Here is a 19434-nt window from a genome sequence, read left to right as displayed (position 1 = left end):
GCCGGCCGTAACGTGAAAAACGTGCCTTCCGACGATCAAAGGAGGCCGTTGTGGCCCGGAAATCTTTTCTCTTCACAGCCCTCGGGGTTGGGTCCGTCGCGGCTGTCTGGGCCGCCTGGACGGTGGATCGGATGCTGGTCCACGGTGCGGTGAGGACCGCTGCGGGTATCGACACCGCCGGCGTGCCGGACCCGGACCTGCCGGTTACTCCGATTCCCGGCGATGCCGTTACTACAGTGACCACCGGGGACCCGGCGTCGAACCTGCCCGCCCGGACGTGGGTGGTGGACAGCAGCGGCGCCTGGGACGGGAATCCGGGCGAATTGGTGGTCCTCCCCCATCCAGGCGGGACGCCGGAGCGGAACGCAACGTGAGAAGGGGCACAAAAGCCGCCGGGATTTCGTTCTCCGGCGGAACTGCTGGTAGTGTTTCATGTCGTTGCTGATGCGGACTGCGGAAGAAATGCCGCCGGTTTCCATCACCTCGAATACGCACCTCTAGCTCAATTGGCAGAGCAATTGACTCTTAATCAATGGGTTCCGGGTTCAAGTCCCGGGGGGTGCACCAACTACCCCGTCCGATCAGGCTCCACGCCTGGCCGGGCGGGGTTTTTTGTTGCCCGGGGCCGGTCGGGACAGCCTGCAGGCCGGATTTCACGGACTCTGTTCCCACGTGGTAATGTTTCATGTCGTTGCGGAGAACGAACCGCGCCTCACGGCGAAGGTCTTCCTTCCAACAAAGTGCGCACCTCTAGCTCAATTGGCAGAGCAATTGACTCTTAATCAATGGGTTCCGGGTTCAAGTCCCGGGGGGTGCACCAACGAAAACCCCGTCTGACCAGGCATTGCGCCTGGCGGACGGGGTTTTTCTTTTTGCCTTCGGGAATCTCCAACCGGCCCGCACACCGTCAATGTCGGCGAACAGCTGTTACGGATCGTCAACAATATTGGTACCGTGCGGCCCGTGGCAGCGTTGCCACGGTCTTGGGGGAGGCCTCTACGTCAAAGGAGACCTGATGCACCGATCCGGATCCACCACTCACTCGCTTTTCCTTTCCCCGCAGCACCCTCACTCCGAACGTACGAAGCGGCGGCCGGGGCTTAGCGCCTTCCTGTGCTTCCTGGCCGTGCTTGCGGTGTCCCTCTCCCCCGTGCCGGGAGCCGCGGCCGACCGCCGCAGGCCCGCACCGCCCCCAGCCGTTACGGCGGAGGGGCTCCGGGTGCTGCCGGCGGTCGCGCCCGTTATGTCCTGCGGCGACGTCACCGGACTCGACCTGCGCCGTGCGGCCGGAGCCGAAGTCACCATCACCTCCGCCGTCGTCGTCAGCGAAAACACTCCGAACCCGTACTGTGAGGTCCGCGGCACCATCGCGCCGGCCAACACGATAGTGGTCCGGCTGCCGCTGGAGGGATGGACCCAGCGGTACCTGCAGACCGGCTGCGGCGGCCTCTGCGGCAACGCCAGCATCAACTATGGCCAGGCGGAAGATTGCCCGGTGGTAGAAGACGGCACCGTTGCCAGCGCCACCACCGACATGGGACACCAAGGGCAGAATGACGGGTCCTGGGCGGCAGACAATCCCCAGGCGCAGATCGACTTCGCCTACCGCGGCGTACACGTCACAGCCCTGACGGTGAAAGCGCTGATCACGAAGTTCTACGGCCGCTCCCCCGCCTACTCCTATTTCACGGGATGCTCGGACGGCGGACGGGAGGCACTGATGGAGGCGCAGCGCTTCCCGGACGACTTCGACGGAATTGCGGCCGGCGCCCCGGCAAACAATATGGCTGTGCAGAACACCTACCACCATGCCTGGAATGTCCTCGCCAACAAGGACGCCGACGGCAACGACATCCTGCTCGCAGGGAAACTGCCGTTGATCCACGACGCGGTCCTGGCGGCCTGCGATACGTTGGACGGCCTGGCCGACGGCGTCCTCGATGACCCGCGCGCCTGCGGCTTCGACCCGGCGTCGCTCATCTGTGCAGCCGGGCAGGATCCGGCAGCCTGCCTGTCCGCTGCGGAGGCCGACGTGGTCCGGAAGCTGCATGACGGGGCCGTTGACGACAAGGGCAGGCGGCTGGAACCGGAAATCTCGCACGAGTGGGGTTCGGAACTGGCGTGGACGCTCTTTGTTCCCGTGGCTCAGGGCGATCCGGTGTCCAGTGAGCAATTCGCCCTGTCTTACCTGCGCTATCTGGCCGATCCGAACAACCCCCGGCCGGACTTCGAGCTGACCGATCTCGAATTCACCAAGCAGGCCTTCTGGGAAACCATGCAGTCCTCCAGCTACATGTCCGCCATGGATCCGGACCTCGGAGCGTTCAAGCGGAGCGGCGGCAAACTGCTGCTGTGGCACGGCTGGAATGACCACCACATTTCGCCGCAGTCCACGTTGGCCTACTACGACGCCGTCCGCGGGACCATGGGCAAACATGCTGTCAACGACTTCGCCAGGCTCTTTATGTTCCCCGGCGTCGAACACTGCAGCGGCGGCGAGGGACCGGACAGCTTTGACGTCCTGACCCCGGTGATGGCATGGGTGGAAAGCGGCCGGGCGCCGGCGTCGATTATGGCTTCGAAAATAGAAACCGCCGACGACGGCGCGGAGACGGTTTCGCGCACCCGGCCCGTCTACCCGTATCCAGCCGTGGCCCGCTATGACGGTACGGGCAGCACCGACGACGCCGCGAACTTCGCTTCCTACACCCCCAAACGGGAGATCGGGCCGGACTACAAGTGGCTGGGGTCCCGGCTGTACTCGTCGGACTACCAGACGTGGTGCCGCGCCGAGGGAACGGAACTCGTCTGCGGGCAGCACCGCGGCGGGCGCAACTGGCTTTCCCGGGAAGCCGGCCGGCACTAGCGGCCAGCGCTCCGGCTCCTTCAGCTACGCCTCCGCACTCCAGAGATAGGGCGTTGTGGAGGACACCTTCAGGAAGCCGGAGCGCTCCAGGATCGGTCGGGAGTATTCGGTGGAATCGCTGTGGATCAGTGTCTTGCCCGCTGCCAGTGCGGAGCGGGCACGGGCTGCAGTGAGGGCACGGTAGATACCCCGGCCCCGCCAGGGCGCCAGCGTTGCACCGCCCCAGATACCTGCGAAGTCCGTGCCGGGAACCGGTTCCAGGCGGCCGGCGCTGATGATCGTGCCGCCGCTTTCCGCCACCCAGAGTTCCATCCCGTCGCCGCGGGACAACCGCCGCAGGAGGGAGTCCGCCGTCGCTATGGAGACCGGATCGCCGAATACCCCGTCCGCCATGGCACTCATGGCGCGGACATCTTCCTCTTCCGTAACGCGGCGGAGGGCAACCCCTTCGGGCAGCGGGACATCAACCGCCAGGTCCGCCGCGCGCCCGATCATGATGGATTCCGGTTCCTCCGGTTCGAAGCCGTGGTGCAGCAGCGCTTCGTGGAGTCCGGGGGCCCGGTCGTGGCCCCGGGTTTTCCACTCCACTTTCCGGATCTGCGGGTCGCTCCGGTAGTGCGTGAGGGCACCGGCCACCCAGCCGGCAATGGTCGCGGCGTCCGCCCCGTCCAGGCCGGCATAGGTGATGAAGCCCCGGCCGCCGTCGAACGTCACCAGGCGCAGCGGCCCCAGCCGTTCGACGGCGACTGCACCAGGGGTTTCCGCGTCGGTGCGCAGCTGCCGGTCGTAGGCGGCAAGGAGCTCTGTGGGTGTGGTCATGGGTCCATACCCTACCTTCACTGGCGCCCGTGCTTAGTTTCCCTTCACATTCACGATCTGCCGCAGTACGTGCTTCACCGTGACCAGGTCCTTCGCGTCCGCCATCACGGCGTCGATGTCCTTGTACGCTGCAGGGATCTCATCAAGGAATGCGGGGGTGTCGCGGAACTCGATCCCCTTCATTGCCTTCCGCAGCTGCTCCTGGCTGAAGGTCTTGCGCGCCCTGGTCCTGGAATACTCCCGCCCGGCGCCGTGCGGTGCGGAGTTCAGCGACGGCGCGTAGCCCTTGCCTTCCACCACGTACGACGCCGTACCCATGGATCCCGGGATCAGTCCCGGACGCCCCGGCGACGCGTCTATGGCACCCTTCCGCGAGAGCCAGACATCCCTGCCGTAGTGGTGCTCAACCTCGGTGTAGTTGTGGTGGCAGTTGATCCGTTCCCGCTCCTGCACGGCCTCCCCAGCCCAGGCACTGAAACATCCCACGACCCGGTCCATCATTTCCTCGCGGTTGAGCAGGGCGAATTTCTGCGCCCACATCAGTTCGGCAATGTACCGGTCGAACTCCTCTGTCCCCTCTTCGAGGTAGGCCAGGTCGCGGTCCGGCAGGTCGATGGACCGCTTCCCGCAGTAGTTCTGGGCTGCCCAGATGTGCTGCTGGGCGATCTTGTTCCCGACGCCGCGCGAGCCAGAGTGCAGGAACAGCCAGACGGCGTCCTCTTCGTCCAGCGACACTTCGATGAAGTGGTTCCCCGACCCCAGCGTGCCCAGCTGGAGGCGCCAGCCCTTGAGGTACGAGGCGGGGTCAAAGCCGGCGGCAGCGGCGTCGTCGGCCAGTTCCTCCACCCGGAGACGTGCCGAGTCTGTGAGGCTGCGGTTGTTGTTGCCGGCCGAAAGCGGAATGGCATGTTCTATCGATTCACGCAGGATCCGGCGGTTAAGGCCGGCAATATCCGAGGCAAAAAGCTGGGTCCGGACGGCGATCATGCCGCAGCCGATATCGACGCCCACCGCCGCGGGAATGATTGCCCCCAGCGTGGGAATCACGGATCCGACAGCTGCGCCCTTCCCCAGATGCGCGTCCGGCATGGAAGCCAGGTGCGGATAAATGAACGGCATCCTGGATGTCTTGACGTTCTGCTCCAGGGTGACGTCGTCAATGACGCTCGCGAAGTTGAGGTATTTGTCGTTGACCTGCTGTTCCACGGCCGCCCTTTCGTCAGTGTGCTTACCATCGAGGCTAACGGCCAAACGAAAGAAGAGGCACATCCGGCGGATGTGCCTCTTCTTACATATTCAGCTGCCGCTCCGGCGGTCAGCGGCTGTCGGCCTGGGCTTCCGCGGCTTCCGCAGTCTCCATGGCTTCCGCGGTCTCCGGCAGCATCACCAAACCGCTCTCGGGCGGGACCGGAAGTCCGGGGACGTCGACGGCGACCTGCCACCGCGGGCTTCCCAACTCGCTGATGACCTTCCGCAGCTGGCTGCGCAGCGCCTCGGACAGCAAGTCACCACCGTCAAGGAGCGTGCGCTCGATGTTCTGAGCTTCGTGGAGCGCCTCCTTGCCCTGCTCGGTGATAGTCACCATGTGGCTGCGCTTGTCGAGGTCATTGCGCACACGGCTCACGTGTCCGTGGGTCTCCAGGCGGGCCAGGGTCTTACCCATCGTCTGTGCCTGCACACGTACCAGCTGCGCCAGGCGTGCCTGCGTCATTGGTCCCTGCGAGTCAAGAACACCCAAGGCGATGACGCCTGCGTGGGTCAGGCCAATGCTGACCAACCGCTCGTTCCAGGCATGCTCTACAAGGCGTGCAGCTGTAGACAACAGGCGCCCGGTGGGCCAGCGCTCCATATCCGGCATAAAATAAAACTCTTCCTCTCGGCGACGGATCCGCCCGCACAGACAGTTTGCTGATTACGTCCCGATCCACAGTCTAGGATAGCCACCGCACGCTGGAAATGTCGCGTTTTGGCGCACCAGCGACGAAATCGACACCAAGGAGAGACCTAATGCCCCGTCTGAGCCCGGACGAAACCGCACCGGAATTCGCGCTTCCCGCCGCCGATGGGACAACCGTGTCACTGGCGGACCTGCACGGCAGCAGCACCATCGTCTACTTTTATCCGGCCGCGGCCACACCCGGCTGCACGAAGGAGGCCTGCGACTTCCGCGACAACCTGAACAGCCTCAAGGGCGCCGGCTACACCGTTCTGGGCATCTCCCCCGATCCGGTGGAGAAGCTGGAGAAGTTCGCGGCCTCCGAGAACCTGAACTTCCCGCTGCTCTCCGACGCCGACCACGCCGTGGCCGAAGCCTATGGCGCATGGGGAGAAAAGAAGAACTACGGCCGCACCTACGAGGGGCTGATCAGGTCCACCGTGGTGGTGAACCCCGAAGGCAAGGTTGCCCTCGCCCAGTACAACGTGAAGGCCACCGGGCATGTTGCCAAGCTCCGGCGTGATCTGGGGCTCGACTAACCTCGGGTAGACTAAAACCGGTTTCCCGGCTGCGCAGTAGAGCCGGCAGGGGAAATCGGCGCGAGTGGCGGAATTGGTAGACGCGCTGGATTTAGGTTCCAGTGTCTTCGGACGTGTGGGTTCAAGTCCCTCCTCGCGCACCAAGCACTAAAGCCCCGGTCTTCGGACCGGGGCTTTTTTCGTGCCCGGGGCCACCTCCTCCCGCCCTGGCGTTGCCGAATCGTAACCACGCCGACGGTGACGAATGTCACGTAACAGAAACACTTCCGCATTAGGCTCTGTCCATACGTGTGCGTCCAAAGGACGCATCCGGGCTGGTTTTCCGGCCGCAGGCAGCACTCGCACAGTGTTCATCCGCCCTTGAGGAGTACCCAAAACATGTTTTCAGCAGACAGCGTCCGGAAGGGCCGGGCCGCCAAGAAGCGCGCGTCCGCCCTTACCGCCGGCCTTGCCCTGAGCGCGCTTGTGCTTTCGGGCTGCGCCCAAAGCAACCGCGAGGAAGGGGCCGACGGCGGCTCCAGTGAGGTGGACGGCACGTTCGTTTTTGCCGCTTCATCCGATCCCAAGTCCCTGGACCCCGCCTTCGCCTCCGACGGCGAGTCCTTCCGCGTCAGCCGCCAGATCTTCGAAGGCCTTGTCGGCGTCGAACCCGGCACCGCAGACCCGGCACCGCTGCTGGCGAAGTCGTGGGAAGCTTCGGAAGACGGCATGACCTACACCTTCACCCTCGAAGAAGGCGTCAAGTTCCACGACGGCACCGATTTCAATGCCGAAGCGGTCTGCGCCAACTTTGACCGCTGGTACAACTTCACCGGCATCCAGCAGGCCGAAAGCCAGGCCTACTACTACGGCATGTTGTTCAAGGGCTTCTCGGATACACCCGAAGAGGCAACCTACAAGTCCTGCGAAGCGTCCTCGGATGCCGAAGCCGTGATCACGCTGAACAAGCCCTTCGCCGGTTTCGTTGCGGCGCTCTCGCTGCCCGCCTTCAGCATGCAGAGCCCGTCCGCGCTGGAGGAGTTCGGCGCCAACAACTCCTCCGGAACGGCCGAAGCTCCCGAGCTGACCGAATACGCCAAGGAACACCCCACCGGCACCGGTCCCTACAAGTTCGACGGCTGGGACGTGGGCAACCAGCTCACCCTGTCCCTGAACGAGGATTACTGGGGCGGCGACGACGCGCAGGTCACCGACATCATCTTCCGCGTCATCGATGATCCGCAGGCCCGCCGCCAGTCGCTGGAGTCCGGCGACATTGACGGCTACGACCTCGTGGCCCCTGCCGACACCGAGGCACTGGCCGAGGCCGGATTCAACGTGGTCCAGCGCGATCCCTTCACCATCCTGTACCTGGGCATCAACCAGCAGGTGCCCGAGCTGTCCGACCCCAAGGTCCGCCAGGCTATTGCGCACGCCATCGACAAGGAAGCACTGGTCAGCCAGACCCTGCCCGAGGGCACCAAGGTTGCCACCCAGTTCATCCCCGACGTCGTCAACGGCTACAACGAAGACGTCACCACGTACGAATACGACCCCGAGAAGGCCAAGTCCCTGCTGGCCGAAGCCGGCTACCCGGACGGCTTCACTGTGCAGTTCAACTACCCCACCGGCGTCTCCCGGCCGTACATGCCCACGCCTGAGCAGGTCTTTACCAACCTGAGCGCGCAGCTGGCCGAAGTCGGCATCACGGTCAACCCTCAGTCGGACAAGTGGTCCCCGGACTACCTCGACCGCGTGCAGGCAGGCTCCGACCACGGCCTGCACCTGCTGGGCTGGACCGGCGACTACAACGACACGGACAACTTCGTAGGCGTGTTCTTCGGCCAGGAGAAGCCCGAGTTCGGTTTCAACAACCCGGAGATCTTCAACGCCCTGGAAGAGGCACGCCAGGTGTCCACCCTCGACGAGCAGACTCCGCTCTACGAGCAGATCAATGAGGACATCGCCCAGTTCGTGCCGGCCATCCCGCTGGCCCACCCGGCGCCGTCGCTCGCGTTCTCCGAGCGGGTGGAGTCCTACCCGGCCAGCCCGGTGAACGACGAAGTCTTCAGCGAGATCAAGCTCTCCAAGTAACATCCCGCGGAGGCCGGGGACCCCGCGGGGTCCCCGGCCTCCTACGCGCCTCGCCTTTTCCTCCCCAGATCCTCCAGCCCCACGGCTGGGAAAGGACACTCGTGCTACGAGTCATCGGCAAACGCCTTCTTATGCTGATCCCCACCCTGATCGGCCTTTCGATCCTGCTGTTCCTGTGGGTCCGCAACCTGCCCGGCGGTCCGGCCACCGCGCTGCTCGGTGACAAGGCCTCCCCCGAAGCCATCGCCAACATCAACAAGGCCTACGGCTTTGACCGCCCGCTGATCGAGCAGTACTTCACCTACGTCGGCAAGCTCCTGAAGGGCGATTTCGGCACCTCAATCGTCACCGGGCGCCCGGTGCTGGAGGAATTCGCCACCCGTTTTCCCGCCACCGTGGAGCTGGCGGTCGTGGCTCTTGTCTTCGCGGTCGGCATCGGCATCCCGCTGGGTTACCTGGCCGCCCGCCACTACGGACGTTTCTGGGACCACTCCTCGGTGGTCCTGTCCCTGATCGGCATCACCGTCCCGGTGTTCTTCCTGGCCTTCATCCTCAAGTGGGTGCTGGCTATCCAGCTCGGCTGGTTCCCCACAGACGGACGCCAGGATCCACGCATCGATGCCACGCATGTCACTGACTTCTACGTTTTGGACGGCCTGCTCACCCGGGAATGGGATGCGTCCTGGGACGCCGTTATGCACCTGGTGCTACCCGCCATCGCACTCGGGACCATTCCGCTGGCGATCATCGTACGCATTACCAGGGCATCGGTCCTGGAGGTCCAGGGTGCCGACTATGTCCGCACGGCCCGCGCCAAAGGATTGATGGAGAAGACCATCCGCGGCCGTTTTGTGCTGCGCAACGCCATGCTGCCGGTAACCACCACCATCGGCCTGCAGACCGGCCTTCTGATTTCCGGCGCCGTCCTGACCGAGACGGTCTTCGCGTTCAGCGGTATCGGCAGGTTCCTGAGGGACGCGATCTTCGCCCTCGACTATCCCGTCCTGCAGGGCTTCATTGTCTTCATAGCCGTGGCGTATTCACTGATCAACCTGCTGGTTGACGTGTCCTACGGCTTCATCGATCCAAGGGTGCGTGTCCAGTGAGTACTACTCTGCCTCCCGCAGCCGGCGGGTCCATCCTTCCCGAAGGTGCTCCCACCGCCAAGCCCGTCACCGGAAGCGGGATGTGGAAAGACGCTTTCCGCCGCCTGCGCCGCAACCCGGCCGCCGTCGCCGGCGCCGTCATCGTGGGGCTGTTCATATTGGTGGCCATCCTCGCCCCGCTGCTTGCCCCCTTTGGCGGCGACGACCTCCCCGGCCGTACGGAGATCACCCCCACCAACATCCCCGGTCCGGGAGACATTGACGGTTATCCCCTGGGCCTGGACCGTTTCGGCGGCGATGTCCTCTCCAAACTGATCTGGGGCGCCCGGGCGTCACTGATCATCGGCGTAGTGTCCACGGCGCTGGGCCTGGCCGGCGGAGTGCTGCTCGGCGTGATTGCCGGCGGCCTGGGCGGCTGGGTGGACAGCGTGATCATGCGCTTCGTCGACATCCTGCTCTCCGTGCCGAACCTGCTGCTCGCCGTGAGCATTGCCGCCCTCCTGGGCCAGAGTTCCCTGGCAATCATGATTGCCATCGGTGTCTCACAGGTGCCTATCTTCGCCCGGCTCCTGCGTTCGTCAATGATCTCCCAGCGCAGCGCCGACTACATCCTGTCTGCGCAGACCCTGGGGCTCAGCCGGCGGACCATCACCATGAGCCACCTGCTGCCGAACAGCATGGGTCCGCTGATCGTGCAGGCCACCCTCACCCTGGCGACAGCGGTCATTGACGCCGCCGCGCTGGCCTTCCTGGGCCTCGGCGGCGGCCTGCCGCAGACCGCTGAGTGGGGCCGGATGCTTACCTACGCGCAGGCCGAACTGGCCGTGGCACCGCAGCTGGCCTTCCTGCCGGGTATCTGCATTGCCATCACCGCGCTTGGCTTCACCCTGCTGGGCGAGTCCCTGCGTGAGGCGCTGGATCCCAAGACACGGCGGAAATAACCGTCGCGGACGGCAATGCCTCCGTCAACAAAGAAGGGCCCTCCCAACGGAGGGCCCTTCTTCGTTGTCCGGCTTTGGTGTCCGGTACCTTCTGTTGTCCGGTACGGGTCAGGCGCGGTGGCCGTCCCCGGCGTCGAGCGAAGCGAGGTAAGCGGCGTTGCCGTGCAGCGCCGGGAGATACCGCTCCAGGTCCTCCGACGACACATTCTCCGCAAGCAGGACCAGAAGACCGGCGAGCGCCGCGTTCACCTTGCCCGCCGCATGCAGGGTCAGGGCCTCGAAGACCCCAAGCGACACTGATGCGGGAAAGCTATTCCGGGCGCAGGCAAAGACCGCCAGCGATTCCTCCGAGCGTCCGAGCAGCCGGAGGGTGCTGCCGTACTGCAGGTAGCAGCGCCGCAGCACGTCGCCTTCCAACCCCAGGGCCAGGGCCCGCTCGTAGAATCCGGCGGCCGTTGCCTCTTCACCTGCGGTGTCATAGGCGCCGCCGACTTCATAGAGGACGCGGGCATTGTCCGGATAGCGGTCAAGGACGTCCAGCAGCGCCGCGATGGTGGGGGCCATGTCCTCCCGGTTCCGGGCAGCCAGCAGCTGCTCCAGTTCTGCGTCCAGGTCCGCTGCGGAACCCGTCTGCGTTTCTGCCACGGTCAGGAAGCCAGCTCGCCGTCGATGTTGAGCTCGTTGCCGGGAATCGAGGCCAGGAGTTTCCGTGTGTAGGGGTGGCGGGGATTGGAGAAAACCTCCTCGGAGGTGGCGGCTTCCACCAGCTCCCCGTCCTTCATCACGCACACATAGTCGGAGATCAGCCGGACAACCGCCAGGTCATGGGAAATGAACAGGTAGCTGAGGCCGAACTCGCGCTGCAGATCCCCCAGCAGCTGGAGGATCTGCGCCTGCACCAGGACGTCCAGCGCCGAGACCGGCTCGTCGCAGACAATCAGCTCGGGCTTCAGCGCCAGCGCACGCGCGATGGCCACGCGCTGCCGCTGCCCGCCCGACAGTTCGGCGGGGTACCGGTGCAGCATCTCCGGGGGCAGCGCCACCTGCTCCATCAGTTCCCGGACGCGGCGCTGACGTTCTGCCTTGTCTCCGCGCCGGTAGGTTTTGAGCGGCTCCTCCAGGATCCGCTCAATGGTGTACATGGGATCCAGGGAGGAGTAGGGGTCCTGGAAGATCGGCTGCACCCGCTGCCGGAATTCGCGCAGCTGGACCTTGTCCAGCGTGGCAACATCCATGCCGTCGAAGGTCATGGTCCCGCTGGTGGGTTCAATCAGTTTCAGGAGCATCCGCGCCGTGGTGGTCTTGCCCGAACCGGACTCCCCCACGATGGCCACGGTGCGGCCGCGGGGAATGTCCAGGGTGACGTTCTTGGCGGCATAGAAATCGTCGGAGCGGCCGCGGATCTTGAACACCTTGGTCAGGTCGCGGAATTCCACGATGTTGTCCGGTGCGGTCTCCGTCCCGGCGGGGGCGGCAGCCAGTTCGCCGGCCGCCGACGCCGCGGCAGGGGTCCCGCTCCTGGAGCCGGCATGTCCCGCAAAGGCACCCGGGCTTAGCCGCACGGCTGCCACGCTGGGGGCTGCACGGACCAGGGATTGGGTGTACGGGTGCTGCGGGTCCTCCAAGAGCTGGCGGGCGGGACCTGTTTCCACTACCTCGCCGCGGTGCATAACCACCAGCTCGGAGGCGCGCTCGGCTGCCAGTCCCAGGTCATGGGTGATCAACAGGACGGATGAACCCAGTTCCTCCGTCATCCGATCGATCTGGTCCAGGATGGTCCGCTGGACTGTGACGTCCAGGGCACTGGTGGGTTCGTCGGCAATCAGCAGCCGGGGACGGCAGGCCAGGCCGATGGCAATCAGCGCACGCTGGCGCATGCCTCCGGAGAATTCGTGCGGGTACTGCTTGGCACGCTCCGCGGCGTTGGGCAGCCCGGCTGCGGTCAGGACCTCCACTACTTTCCGGTCCACGTCCTTGCTCGTCGCCATACCGTGCACCAACAGGGTTTCGGCAACCTGGGTGCCGATCTTAGTCACCGGGTTGAGGTTGGACATCGGATCCTGCGGCACCAGGCCGATGGAACGCCCGCGGATTGCCCGCATCTTGGATTCCGGCAGACCCACCAGTTCCTGGCCGTCGAAGCGGATGCTGCCCGAAGCCACGGTGCCGTTACCGGGCAGCAGCCCGATGACGGCCATCGCAGTAGTGGATTTCCCGGACCCGGACTCCCCCACGATGGCCAGTGTCTTTCCTGCCGGGAGGGAAAAACCGGCGTTGCGCACGGCCGGAACTTCTCCATCCATGGTCCGGAAATTAACCGCGAGGTTGCTCACCTCGAGCAGGGGCGAATCAGTGCTCAAATCAGTCATTTCCCCATCCTGCCCCACTCTCGCCCCTTGTGACGCGTGTCTCACAGCTGTTTACCGGTTTTTAATCATTTAGAATGAAGAATCACTAAAAAACGAGGGATGGAGCGTCCCGGAGGAGTATCACCGTGACCAAATCCGGCACCGCAAAATCCGGCACCGCGAAAGATCCAGACACCGGATCCGGCGCTCCCGCCCTTTCCCGCCGCTCCGTCATCCGTGCAGGTGCGGTGGCTGCGGCCTTCATGCTCGCCGGCTGCACAGCCGAAGCGGATTCGCCTTCCCCTTCCCTCACTCCCACGGCAACCGGTCCGGCCGGCCCCAGCGAGCGGTTCACCTTCGCGACGGCGGCCCGCCCGGTCACCCTGGACCCCGCCCTTGCCGCGGACACCGAGTCCTACCGGGTCACCCGGCAGGTTCTGGAAGGCCTGGTGGGTGTGGACGCCCTGACCTCGGCCCCGACACCCCTGCTGGCAAAGAGCTGGACCAGGTCCGAGGACCGCCGGACCTACACGTTTGAGCTGCGGCGCGACGTCACCTTCCACGACGGCGAACCCTTCAACGCAGAAGCCGTACGCCGGAACTTCGAGCGCTGGTACACCCTGCCGGAATCCGTGCGCAACGATTCCCTCATGTATCGATCCGTCTTCCGAGGGTTCTCGGACTCCCCGAAGACCGCGGTCTACCGCGAATGCGTGGTGGAGGACGAGTACACGGTGCGGGTGGAGCTTACCGAGCCGCTCGACAGCTTCATTTCCGCCCTGGCCGCTCCGGCGTTCGCCATGTCCTCTCCGAAGGCCCTGGCTGACGCCTCGGCCGATGACCTCACCCAGGAACGCAACGGCCGGAATATCTCGGCCTACGGCGCTCATCCGGTGGGCACCGGGCCGTTCCGTTTCGTCAGCTGGAACGAGGACGTCGTGGAACTGGCAGCGTACCCGGAGTACTGGGGCGAAGCCGGACAGATCGGCACGGTTGTCTTCAAGACCGTTTCCAGCCCCGAGGGCCGGCTGCGGGCCCTGAAGAAGGGCGAGGTGGACGGCTATGACCTGGTGACCGTCAACGACGTCGGCGATCTGGCCCGCAACGGCCTGCAGATCCAGCAGCGGGACCCCTATTCCATCCTCTATCTGGGCATCAACTCCAATTTCCCCGGGATGGACAATGTACTCATCCGCCGGGCGGTGGCCTATGCCATCGACAAGCCCGCCGTATTGGACGGCCTGTTCCTCAACGGCACCAAGCCCGCAAACCAGTTCCTTCCGCAGAAGCTGGGTCTGACCTCGGACACCGTCACCGGCTACGGGTACGACGTCGACAAGGCCCGTGAGCTGCTCACGGAAGCTGGCTATGACGGCCGCGAACTGCCCTTCTACTACCCCCGCCGCGTCACCCGCAGCTACCTGCCCGCCCCGGAAAGGGTCTACGCCAGGCTCAGCAGCCAGCTCACCGCGGCCGGGTTCAACATCCGGCCGGTCCCGGTGGACTGGTCCGAGGGCTACCTCGATAAGGTCCAGGGCAAGGAGGACCGGGCCTTCCACCTGCTGGGACTTGCCGGGACCTATGAGGCCGGGGACAACTTTGTCGGGACCCTGTTTGGCCGGTATACCGACGAGTTTTCCTATAACGATCCCGAGGTTTTCAGCGGCATCGACAAAGCGCGGGGCCTCGTGGAAGGCCAGGAACAGACCGACGCCTACCGGGCCATTACCGACCGGATTTCCGAACGCGTGCCGGCGGTGCCCCTCGCCTTCCCCATTTCGGCCCTCGCATTGTCCCCCCGCGTGGCCGGCTATCCCACCAGCCCTGTCCTGCACGAAGTATTCAACCGGATAACGCTGGCGGATCGCTGAGTTAGCCCCCTCCCGCCCGAGGGCCAAGTGCAGCGATAATTTTAGGAAGACATGTGGTCGGGGATACGCTTCTAGGGCTAGCGCCCACGCGACTGGAGAACAAGTTGACTGCTAATAGCCCGGCGGATAATTCCGCAACGAAAACTGATGTACTGCTGATCGGCGGCGGCATCATGAGCGCCACCCTTGGTGCGTTCCTGAAGCAACTCCAGCCAGATTGGGACATTTCCCTCTACGAGCGCCTTGACCGGGCGGGGCTGGAAAGCTCCGATCCCTGGAACAACGCAGGAACCGGCCATGCCGCGCTCTGCGAACTGAACTACAGCCCGGCCGCTGCCGACGGCTCCGTTGACCCGGCGAAGGCGGTGGGCATCAACGAGCAGTTCCAGGTTTCCCGGCAGTTCTGGTCGCATCTGGTCTCTGCAGGCCACATCTCCAACAACTTCATCAACCCGCTGCCGCACATGAGCTTCGTCTGGGGTGACGCACATTCCGAGTACCTGCGCCGCCGCTACGAGTCGCTGAGCGCGCAGCCCCTGTTCAAGACCATGGAGTTCTCCGAGGATCCGGCCAAGCTGGCTGAATGGGCACCGCTGATCATGGAAGGCCGCGACCCGTCACAGCGCGTTGCCGCCTCCCGCGTCGCCGGTGGCACCGACGTCGATTTCGGTGCGCTGACCCGTGAACTGACCAACTACCTGGGCGCCAACGGCGTAAACCTGCACTTCGGCCACGAAGTCGGCAACGTGTCCCGGTCTTCCACCGGCGGCTGGGATGTCAAGGTCAAGGACCGTGCCACCGGCACCACCCGCACCGTCTCGGCCCGCTTCGTCTTCATCGGCGGCGGCGGAGGTGCCCTGCACCTGCTCCAGGCATCCGGCATCCCCGAGGGCAAGGGCTTCGGCGGCTTCCCCGTCTCCGGCCAGTTCCTGCGCTCCACGGACGAATCCATCATTTCGCGGCACAACGCCAAGGTGTACGGCCAGGCCTCGGTCGGCGCTCCGCCCATGTCGGTCCCGCACCTGGACACCCGTTTCGTCAACGGGAAGCGTTCGCTGCTGTTCGGGCCGTACGGCGGCTTCTCGCCCAAGTTCCTGAAGACCGGCTCCTACCTGGACCTGCCCCTTTCGGTCCGTCCGTCCAACCTGGTGCCCATGCTGGGCGTAGCCAAGGACAACATGAGCCTGGTCAAGTACCTCGTCACCGAGGTAATGAAGACCCGCGAAGGCAAGACCCAGGCCCTCCAGGAATTCATGCCCTCCGCGAAGACCGAGGGCTGGGACCTCATCACCGCAGGCCAGCGCGTGCAGGTGATCAAGAAGGATCCGAAGAAGGGCGGTGTGCTGCAGTTCGGCACCGAACTCATCACCGCTGCCGATGGTTCCATCGGCGCCCTGCTCGGTGCCTCCCCCGGCGCTTCCACGGCACCGCCCATCATGATCAACCTGCTCAAGCGCGCCTTCCCCCGCCAGTTCGACGGCTGGGAGCCGAAGATCAAGGAAATGATCCCGGGCTACGGCGTCAAGCTCAACGAGAACGAGCAGCTGGCGGCAGAGATCGAAGCCGACACCAATAAGGTCCTGGGACTTTCCTAGCACCTGCAGTATCCGCGGCGCAGGTTCCCCTTCGGGGCGGACCTGCGCCGCACAGCGATTTACGACGTCGGCACGGGCCGCGTCGCCCAACTCCAGTTCGCCCTTCCTAAGGCAGGATCATGGACCGTTTGGCCAAGCTGTCCCTCTCCAACAGGGCGCTCATTGCCCTGATCACGGTTTTTGTGGCTGTTTTCGGAGTCATCTCCATGGGCTCCCTGAAACAGGAACTGATCCCGTCGCTGGAGTTCCCGCAGATCAGCGTGATCACCGCCTTGCCGGGCGCTTCCCCCGATGTGGTTGATGCCCAGGTCAGCGAGCCGCTGGAAGGTGCGCTCACCGCCGTCGAAGGCCTCGAGTCTTCCTCGGCTACGTCCCGGTCGGGGATTTCCACGATCAGCCTGACCTTCGCCTACGGAACCGATCTGGACCGGGCACGCGGACAGGTGGACCGGGCCATTTCCAATTCCCGCCAGCTGCTTCCCGACGATGCCAATCCGCAGTCGCTGGCCGGAAGCATCAGCGATTTCCCGATTGTCTACCTTGCGGTGTCCTCGGATGAACCGCTGGCCGAGCTCAATGCAGACCTGCAGCGCCTGACCGTTCCCCGCCTGCAGAAGATCGAGGGCGTACGTACCGCAGAGGTCACCGGCGGTGCCACCCGCCACGTGGCCATCCTGCCCGACGACGCCGCGCTGGCCGCCTCCGGGGTCACCCCCTCGGCCATCGTCGATGCACTGGAAAACAGCGGTGCCCTCCTGCCGGCCGGAACGGTCCAGGAAGACGGGCGGACACTGTCGATCCAGGTCGGCGCTCCGCTGGACAGCCTCGAGAAGATTTCCGGCCTGCCGGTCGAGTCCTCGGGTTCGTCACCGGGCAGCACGCCGGTCACCATCGGTGACGTGGCCTCGGTGGATGTCACTGAGGATGAAGCCAGCTCCATCACCCGGACGAACGGTGAGGCCACCTTGGCCGTGTCCATCACCAAGACCCCGGCCGGGGACACCGTGGGCATTTCCCACGAAGTCATGGACCTGCTGCCCTCGCTCCAGGACGAACTGGGCAACGGCGCAGTCTTCACGGTGATCTTCGACCAGGCCCCGTTCATCGAAAAGTCCATTTCCGATCTCACTACAGAGGGATTGCTCGGCCTCGGCTTCGCCGTGCTGGTGATCCTGGTCTTCCTGCTCTCCCTGCGTTCCACGCTGGTCACGGCAGTGTCCATTCCACTGTCGCTGCTGGTGACCTTCATTGGGCTGCTGGCGTTCGGGTACTCGCTGAACATCCTCACCCTCGGTGCGCTGACCATCGCGATCGGCCGCGTCGTGGATGACTCCATTGTGGTGATCGAGAACATCAAACGGCATCTGGGCTACGGCGAGGACAAACGCAGTGCCATCCTCACTGCCGTCCGCGAAGTTGCCGGCGCCGTGACGGCGTCGACCCTCACCACTGTGGCGGTGTTCGCGCCCATCGCCTTTGTCGGCGGCCTGGCGGGCGAGCTGTTCCGTCCCTTCGCGGTGACCACGACGCTCGCGCTGCTGGCCTCGCTGCTGGTGTCCCTGACGATTGTGCCCGTCCTGGCCTATTGGTTCCTGAAATCCTCCCCTCCGGTTGCCGATCCGGCCGCCTATCGTGCCGAGGCCGAAGAACGCGAGTCGCGCACCCTCCTGCAGCGCGGCTACCTGCCGATCCTGCGCACTACCCAGCGCCACCCCGTCTACACGGTTACCGCCGGGCTGATCATTCTGGTGGCTACGGCGGCCCTGACCCCGCTGCTGCCCACCAACCTTCTGGGCGACACGGGACAGAACACCTTCAGCGTGCGGCAGGAGCTGCCGGCCGGCACCTCCCTCGAACGGACTTCCGAGGCCGCTGCCGACGTTGAGGACATCCTGGGCGGGACCGAGGGTGTCAAGGACGTCCAGGTCACCATGGGCACCTCCACCTCCGGGCTTGCGGCGTTTACCAGCGGCGGCTCCTCGGTTGCGAACTTCACCGTCATCACTGAGGAAGGTGTGGACCAAGTGGCCCTGCGGGATACCGTGCTGTCTGCGCTCGAGGACGTGGACGACGCCGGCGAGGTCACCCTGGGCAGTACCGGCGGCGGTTTCGGCACGTCCAACACGGTGGATATTTCCCTGTCCGCCGGAGATCCGTCGGAGCTGCAGCCTGCCAGCGATGCCATCGTCGAGGCGATGTCCGACCTGCCCGGCGTCGCCGAGGCGAGCAGCAACCTTTCTTCCTCCCAGCCGGTGGTTCAGATCAGCATCGACCGGGGCAAAGCTGTTGCTGCCGGCCTGAACGAGCAGCAGATCGCCGGGCTGGTCGCTTCCACCATCAGCCCGCTTCCGGCGGGAACTGTCCGTCTGGGTACCGATGACCTGCCCGTGCTCATTGGTGAAGGAACTCCCATCACCTCACTGGAGCAGTTGAACGGCATTTCCGTGCCGGCCGGATCCGGCTCCGTGCCGTTGAGCGCGCTGGCCACGGTGGAAGAGGTGGAGGTGCCGACGTCGGTCTCCTCCTCCGGCGGCGAACGCACTGCCGTTGTCTCCGTTTCTCCCGACGGCGACAACCTTGGTGCCACCATCACCGAAGTCCAGTCACGGCTTGCGGAAGTCGACCTTCCGACCAGCGTTACCGCCGAGCTCAGCGGTGCTGCCACCCAGCAGAACGAATCCTTTACGCAGCTCGGCCTGGCTCTGCTTGCAGCCATTGCCATTGTCTACGTGATCATGGTGGCGACGTTCAAGTCCCTGCTGCAGCCGCTGATCCTGCTCGTCTCCATTCCGTTCGCTGCCACCGGTGCCGTCCTGCTGCTGCTCTTGACCGGCGTTCCGCTGGGACTTCCGTCTCTGGTGGGCATGCTGATGCTTGTGGGCATTGTGGTGACCAATGCGATTGTGTTGATGGACCTGATAAACCAGTACCGGCAGCCTCGGGGCAACGAACCCGGCATGAACGTGGAGGATGCCATCTTCCGCGGCGCCCGGCAGCGTCTGCGTCCGATCCTCATGACCGCTCTGGCCACCGTCTTTGCGCTCACTCCGATGGCTCTGGGCGTCACGGGCGAGGGCGGCTTCATTTCCCGTCCTCTGGCCATTGTGGTGATCGGCGGGCTCATCTCCTCTACCGCCCTGACTCTGATTCTGGTGCCGGTCCTCTACCGATTGGTGGAAGGGTCTCGCGAGAGGCGGCAGCAGCGGAAGGAGCAGAAGCTGGTGCAGGTGAGCGAGGCAGAGTCTCGCGCCTAGCCGGGATTAGCCCCGTCTGGACGCCGATGCAGGCGCAGCCGCGCGGGGCGGGCTCAGAGCGGGGCGGGCTCAGAACGGCGGGCGGG

The 19434-nt window shown here is 64.9% G+C and carries 14 protein-coding genes and 3 tRNA genes; 12 read left to right on the top strand and 5 right to left on the bottom strand.

The genetic code is table 11. From position 1 onward, the window contains the following. Positions 1 to 50: 50 nt before the first annotated feature. The 4 genes from NNX38_RS06880 to NNX38_RS06865 all read left to right on the top strand — a co-directional run bounded on the left by NNX38_RS06880 (position 51) and on the right by NNX38_RS06865 (position 2866). Positions 51 to 374: a hypothetical protein gene (locus tag NNX38_RS06880; protein WP_255797328.1), complete on the top strand. Its 324-nt coding sequence runs from the start codon at positions 51 to 53 to the stop codon at positions 372 to 374. A gap of 117 nt (positions 375 to 491) precedes the next feature. Further along, a tRNA-Lys gene (locus NNX38_RS06875) sits at positions 492 to 567 on the top strand. Positions 568 to 744: 177 nt separating this feature from the next. Beyond that, positions 745 to 820: transfer RNA gene (locus tag NNX38_RS06870), tRNA-Lys, on the top strand. A gap of 195 nt (positions 821 to 1015) precedes the next feature. Further along, positions 1016 to 2866, top strand: a complete 1851-nt coding sequence (locus tag NNX38_RS06865) for a tannase/feruloyl esterase family alpha/beta hydrolase (protein WP_255797327.1) — start codon at positions 1016 to 1018, stop codon at positions 2864 to 2866. Positions 2867 to 2890: 24 nt separating this feature from the next. Here the strand turns inward: NNX38_RS06865 and NNX38_RS06860 are convergent, their stop codons facing one another. The 3 genes from NNX38_RS06860 to NNX38_RS06850 all read right to left on the bottom strand — a co-directional run bounded on the left by NNX38_RS06860 (position 2891) and on the right by NNX38_RS06850 (position 5543). After that, the gene (locus NNX38_RS06860; RefSeq protein ID WP_255797326.1) at positions 2891 to 3685 is read right to left on the bottom strand and encodes a GNAT family N-acetyltransferase; all 795 of its coding nucleotides are present in this window, start codon (positions 3683 to 3685) and stop codon (positions 2891 to 2893) included. 33 nt (positions 3686 to 3718) lie between these two features. Beyond that, positions 3719 to 4891: an RtcB family protein gene (locus NNX38_RS06855; protein ID WP_255797325.1), complete on the bottom strand. Its 1173-nt coding sequence runs from the start codon at positions 4889 to 4891 to the stop codon at positions 3719 to 3721. 109 nt (positions 4892 to 5000) lie between these two features. Next, positions 5001 to 5543 carry a MarR family winged helix-turn-helix transcriptional regulator gene (locus NNX38_RS06850; RefSeq protein WP_255797324.1) on the bottom strand — a complete coding sequence of 181 codons (543 nt, stop codon included), beginning with the start codon at positions 5541 to 5543 and terminating at the stop codon, positions 5001 to 5003. A 149-nt stretch (positions 5544 to 5692) separates the two neighbouring features. Here NNX38_RS06850 and bcp point away from each other — a divergent pair, with 149 nt between their 5' ends. From bcp to NNX38_RS06825, 5 genes are all read left to right on the top strand, one after another. Next, complete coding sequence (gene bcp / locus NNX38_RS06845) at positions 5693 to 6160, top strand: thioredoxin-dependent thiol peroxidase (protein ID WP_229949412.1); 468 nt, start codon at positions 5693 to 5695, stop codon at positions 6158 to 6160. Between the two features lie 58 nt (positions 6161 to 6218). After that, positions 6219 to 6303, top strand: a tRNA-Leu gene (locus NNX38_RS06840). 235 nt (positions 6304 to 6538) lie between these two features. Next, positions 6539 to 8233: an ABC transporter substrate-binding protein gene (locus tag NNX38_RS06835; protein WP_255797323.1), complete on the top strand. Its 1695-nt coding sequence runs from the start codon at positions 6539 to 6541 to the stop codon at positions 8231 to 8233. 101 nt (positions 8234 to 8334) lie between these two features. Further along, positions 8335 to 9339, top strand: coding sequence for an ABC transporter permease (locus NNX38_RS06830; RefSeq protein ID WP_255797322.1), 1005 nt, complete (start codon positions 8335 to 8337; stop codon positions 9337 to 9339). A gap of 32 nt (positions 9340 to 9371) precedes the next feature. Beyond that, positions 9372 to 10280 carry an ABC transporter permease gene (locus NNX38_RS06825; RefSeq protein WP_255797352.1) on the top strand — a complete coding sequence of 303 codons (909 nt, stop codon included), beginning with the start codon at positions 9372 to 9374 and terminating at the stop codon, positions 10278 to 10280. A gap of 108 nt (positions 10281 to 10388) precedes the next feature. Here the strand turns inward: NNX38_RS06825 and NNX38_RS06820 are convergent, their stop codons facing one another. Next, positions 10389 to 10844 carry a tetratricopeptide repeat protein gene (locus tag NNX38_RS06820; protein ID WP_255797351.1) on the bottom strand — a complete coding sequence of 152 codons (456 nt, stop codon included), beginning with the start codon at positions 10842 to 10844 and terminating at the stop codon, positions 10389 to 10391. An 83-nt stretch (positions 10845 to 10927) separates the two neighbouring features. Beyond that, a complete protein-coding gene (locus NNX38_RS06815; protein WP_255797321.1) occupies positions 10928 to 12649 on the bottom strand; it encodes an ABC transporter ATP-binding protein in 1722 nt (573 codons plus the stop codon). A 125-nt stretch (positions 12650 to 12774) separates the two neighbouring features. On the opposite strand from NNX38_RS06815, the gene NNX38_RS06810 reads away from it, so the two are divergent. The 3 genes from NNX38_RS06810 to NNX38_RS06800 all read left to right on the top strand — a co-directional run bounded on the left by NNX38_RS06810 (position 12775) and on the right by NNX38_RS06800 (position 19348). Then, complete coding sequence (locus tag NNX38_RS06810; RefSeq protein ID WP_370646382.1) at positions 12775 to 14499, top strand: ABC transporter substrate-binding protein; 1725 nt, start codon at positions 12775 to 12777, stop codon at positions 14497 to 14499. Positions 14500 to 14603: 104 nt separating this feature from the next. Further along, entirely contained in the window at positions 14604 to 16094 is a 1491-nt protein-coding gene (locus NNX38_RS06805; RefSeq protein WP_255797320.1) for a malate:quinone oxidoreductase, read from the top strand. A gap of 119 nt (positions 16095 to 16213) precedes the next feature. Then, entirely contained in the window at positions 16214 to 19348 is a 3135-nt protein-coding gene (locus tag NNX38_RS06800; protein WP_255797319.1) for an efflux RND transporter permease subunit, read from the top strand. Positions 19349 to 19434: the final 86 nt, after the last annotated feature.

It is taken from the genome of Arthrobacter sp. zg-Y238 (assembly GCF_024385525.1).
Taxonomy (GTDB): domain Bacteria; phylum Actinomycetota; class Actinomycetes; order Actinomycetales; family Micrococcaceae; genus Arthrobacter_B; species Arthrobacter_B jinronghuae.
This window is presented reverse-complemented; position numbering and strand designations above follow the sequence as displayed.

Coding starts and splice junctions, on each gene's coding strand:
- NNX38_RS06865 (WP_255797327.1), top strand. CDS start 1,016: ATGCACCGATCCGGATCCACCACTCACTCGCTTTTCCTTTCCCCGCAG.
- NNX38_RS06860 (WP_255797326.1), bottom strand. CDS start 3,685: ATGACCACACCCACAGAGCTCCTTGCCGCCTACGACCGGCAGCTGCGC.
- NNX38_RS06850 (WP_255797324.1), bottom strand. CDS start 5,543: ATGCCGGATATGGAGCGCTGGCCCACCGGGCGCCTGTTGTCTACAGCT.
- bcp (WP_229949412.1), top strand. CDS start 5,693: ATGCCCCGTCTGAGCCCGGACGAAACCGCACCGGAATTCGCGCTTCCC.
- NNX38_RS06835 (WP_255797323.1), top strand. CDS start 6,539: ATGTTTTCAGCAGACAGCGTCCGGAAGGGCCGGGCCGCCAAGAAGCGC.
- NNX38_RS06820 (WP_255797351.1), bottom strand. CDS start 10,844: ATGGCCCCCACCATCGCGGCGCTGCTGGACGTCCTTGACCGCTATCCG.
- NNX38_RS06815 (WP_255797321.1), bottom strand. CDS start 12,649: ATGACTGATTTGAGCACTGATTCGCCCCTGCTCGAGGTGAGCAACCTC.
- NNX38_RS06800 (WP_255797319.1), top strand. CDS start 16,214: ATGGACCGTTTGGCCAAGCTGTCCCTCTCCAACAGGGCGCTCATTGCC.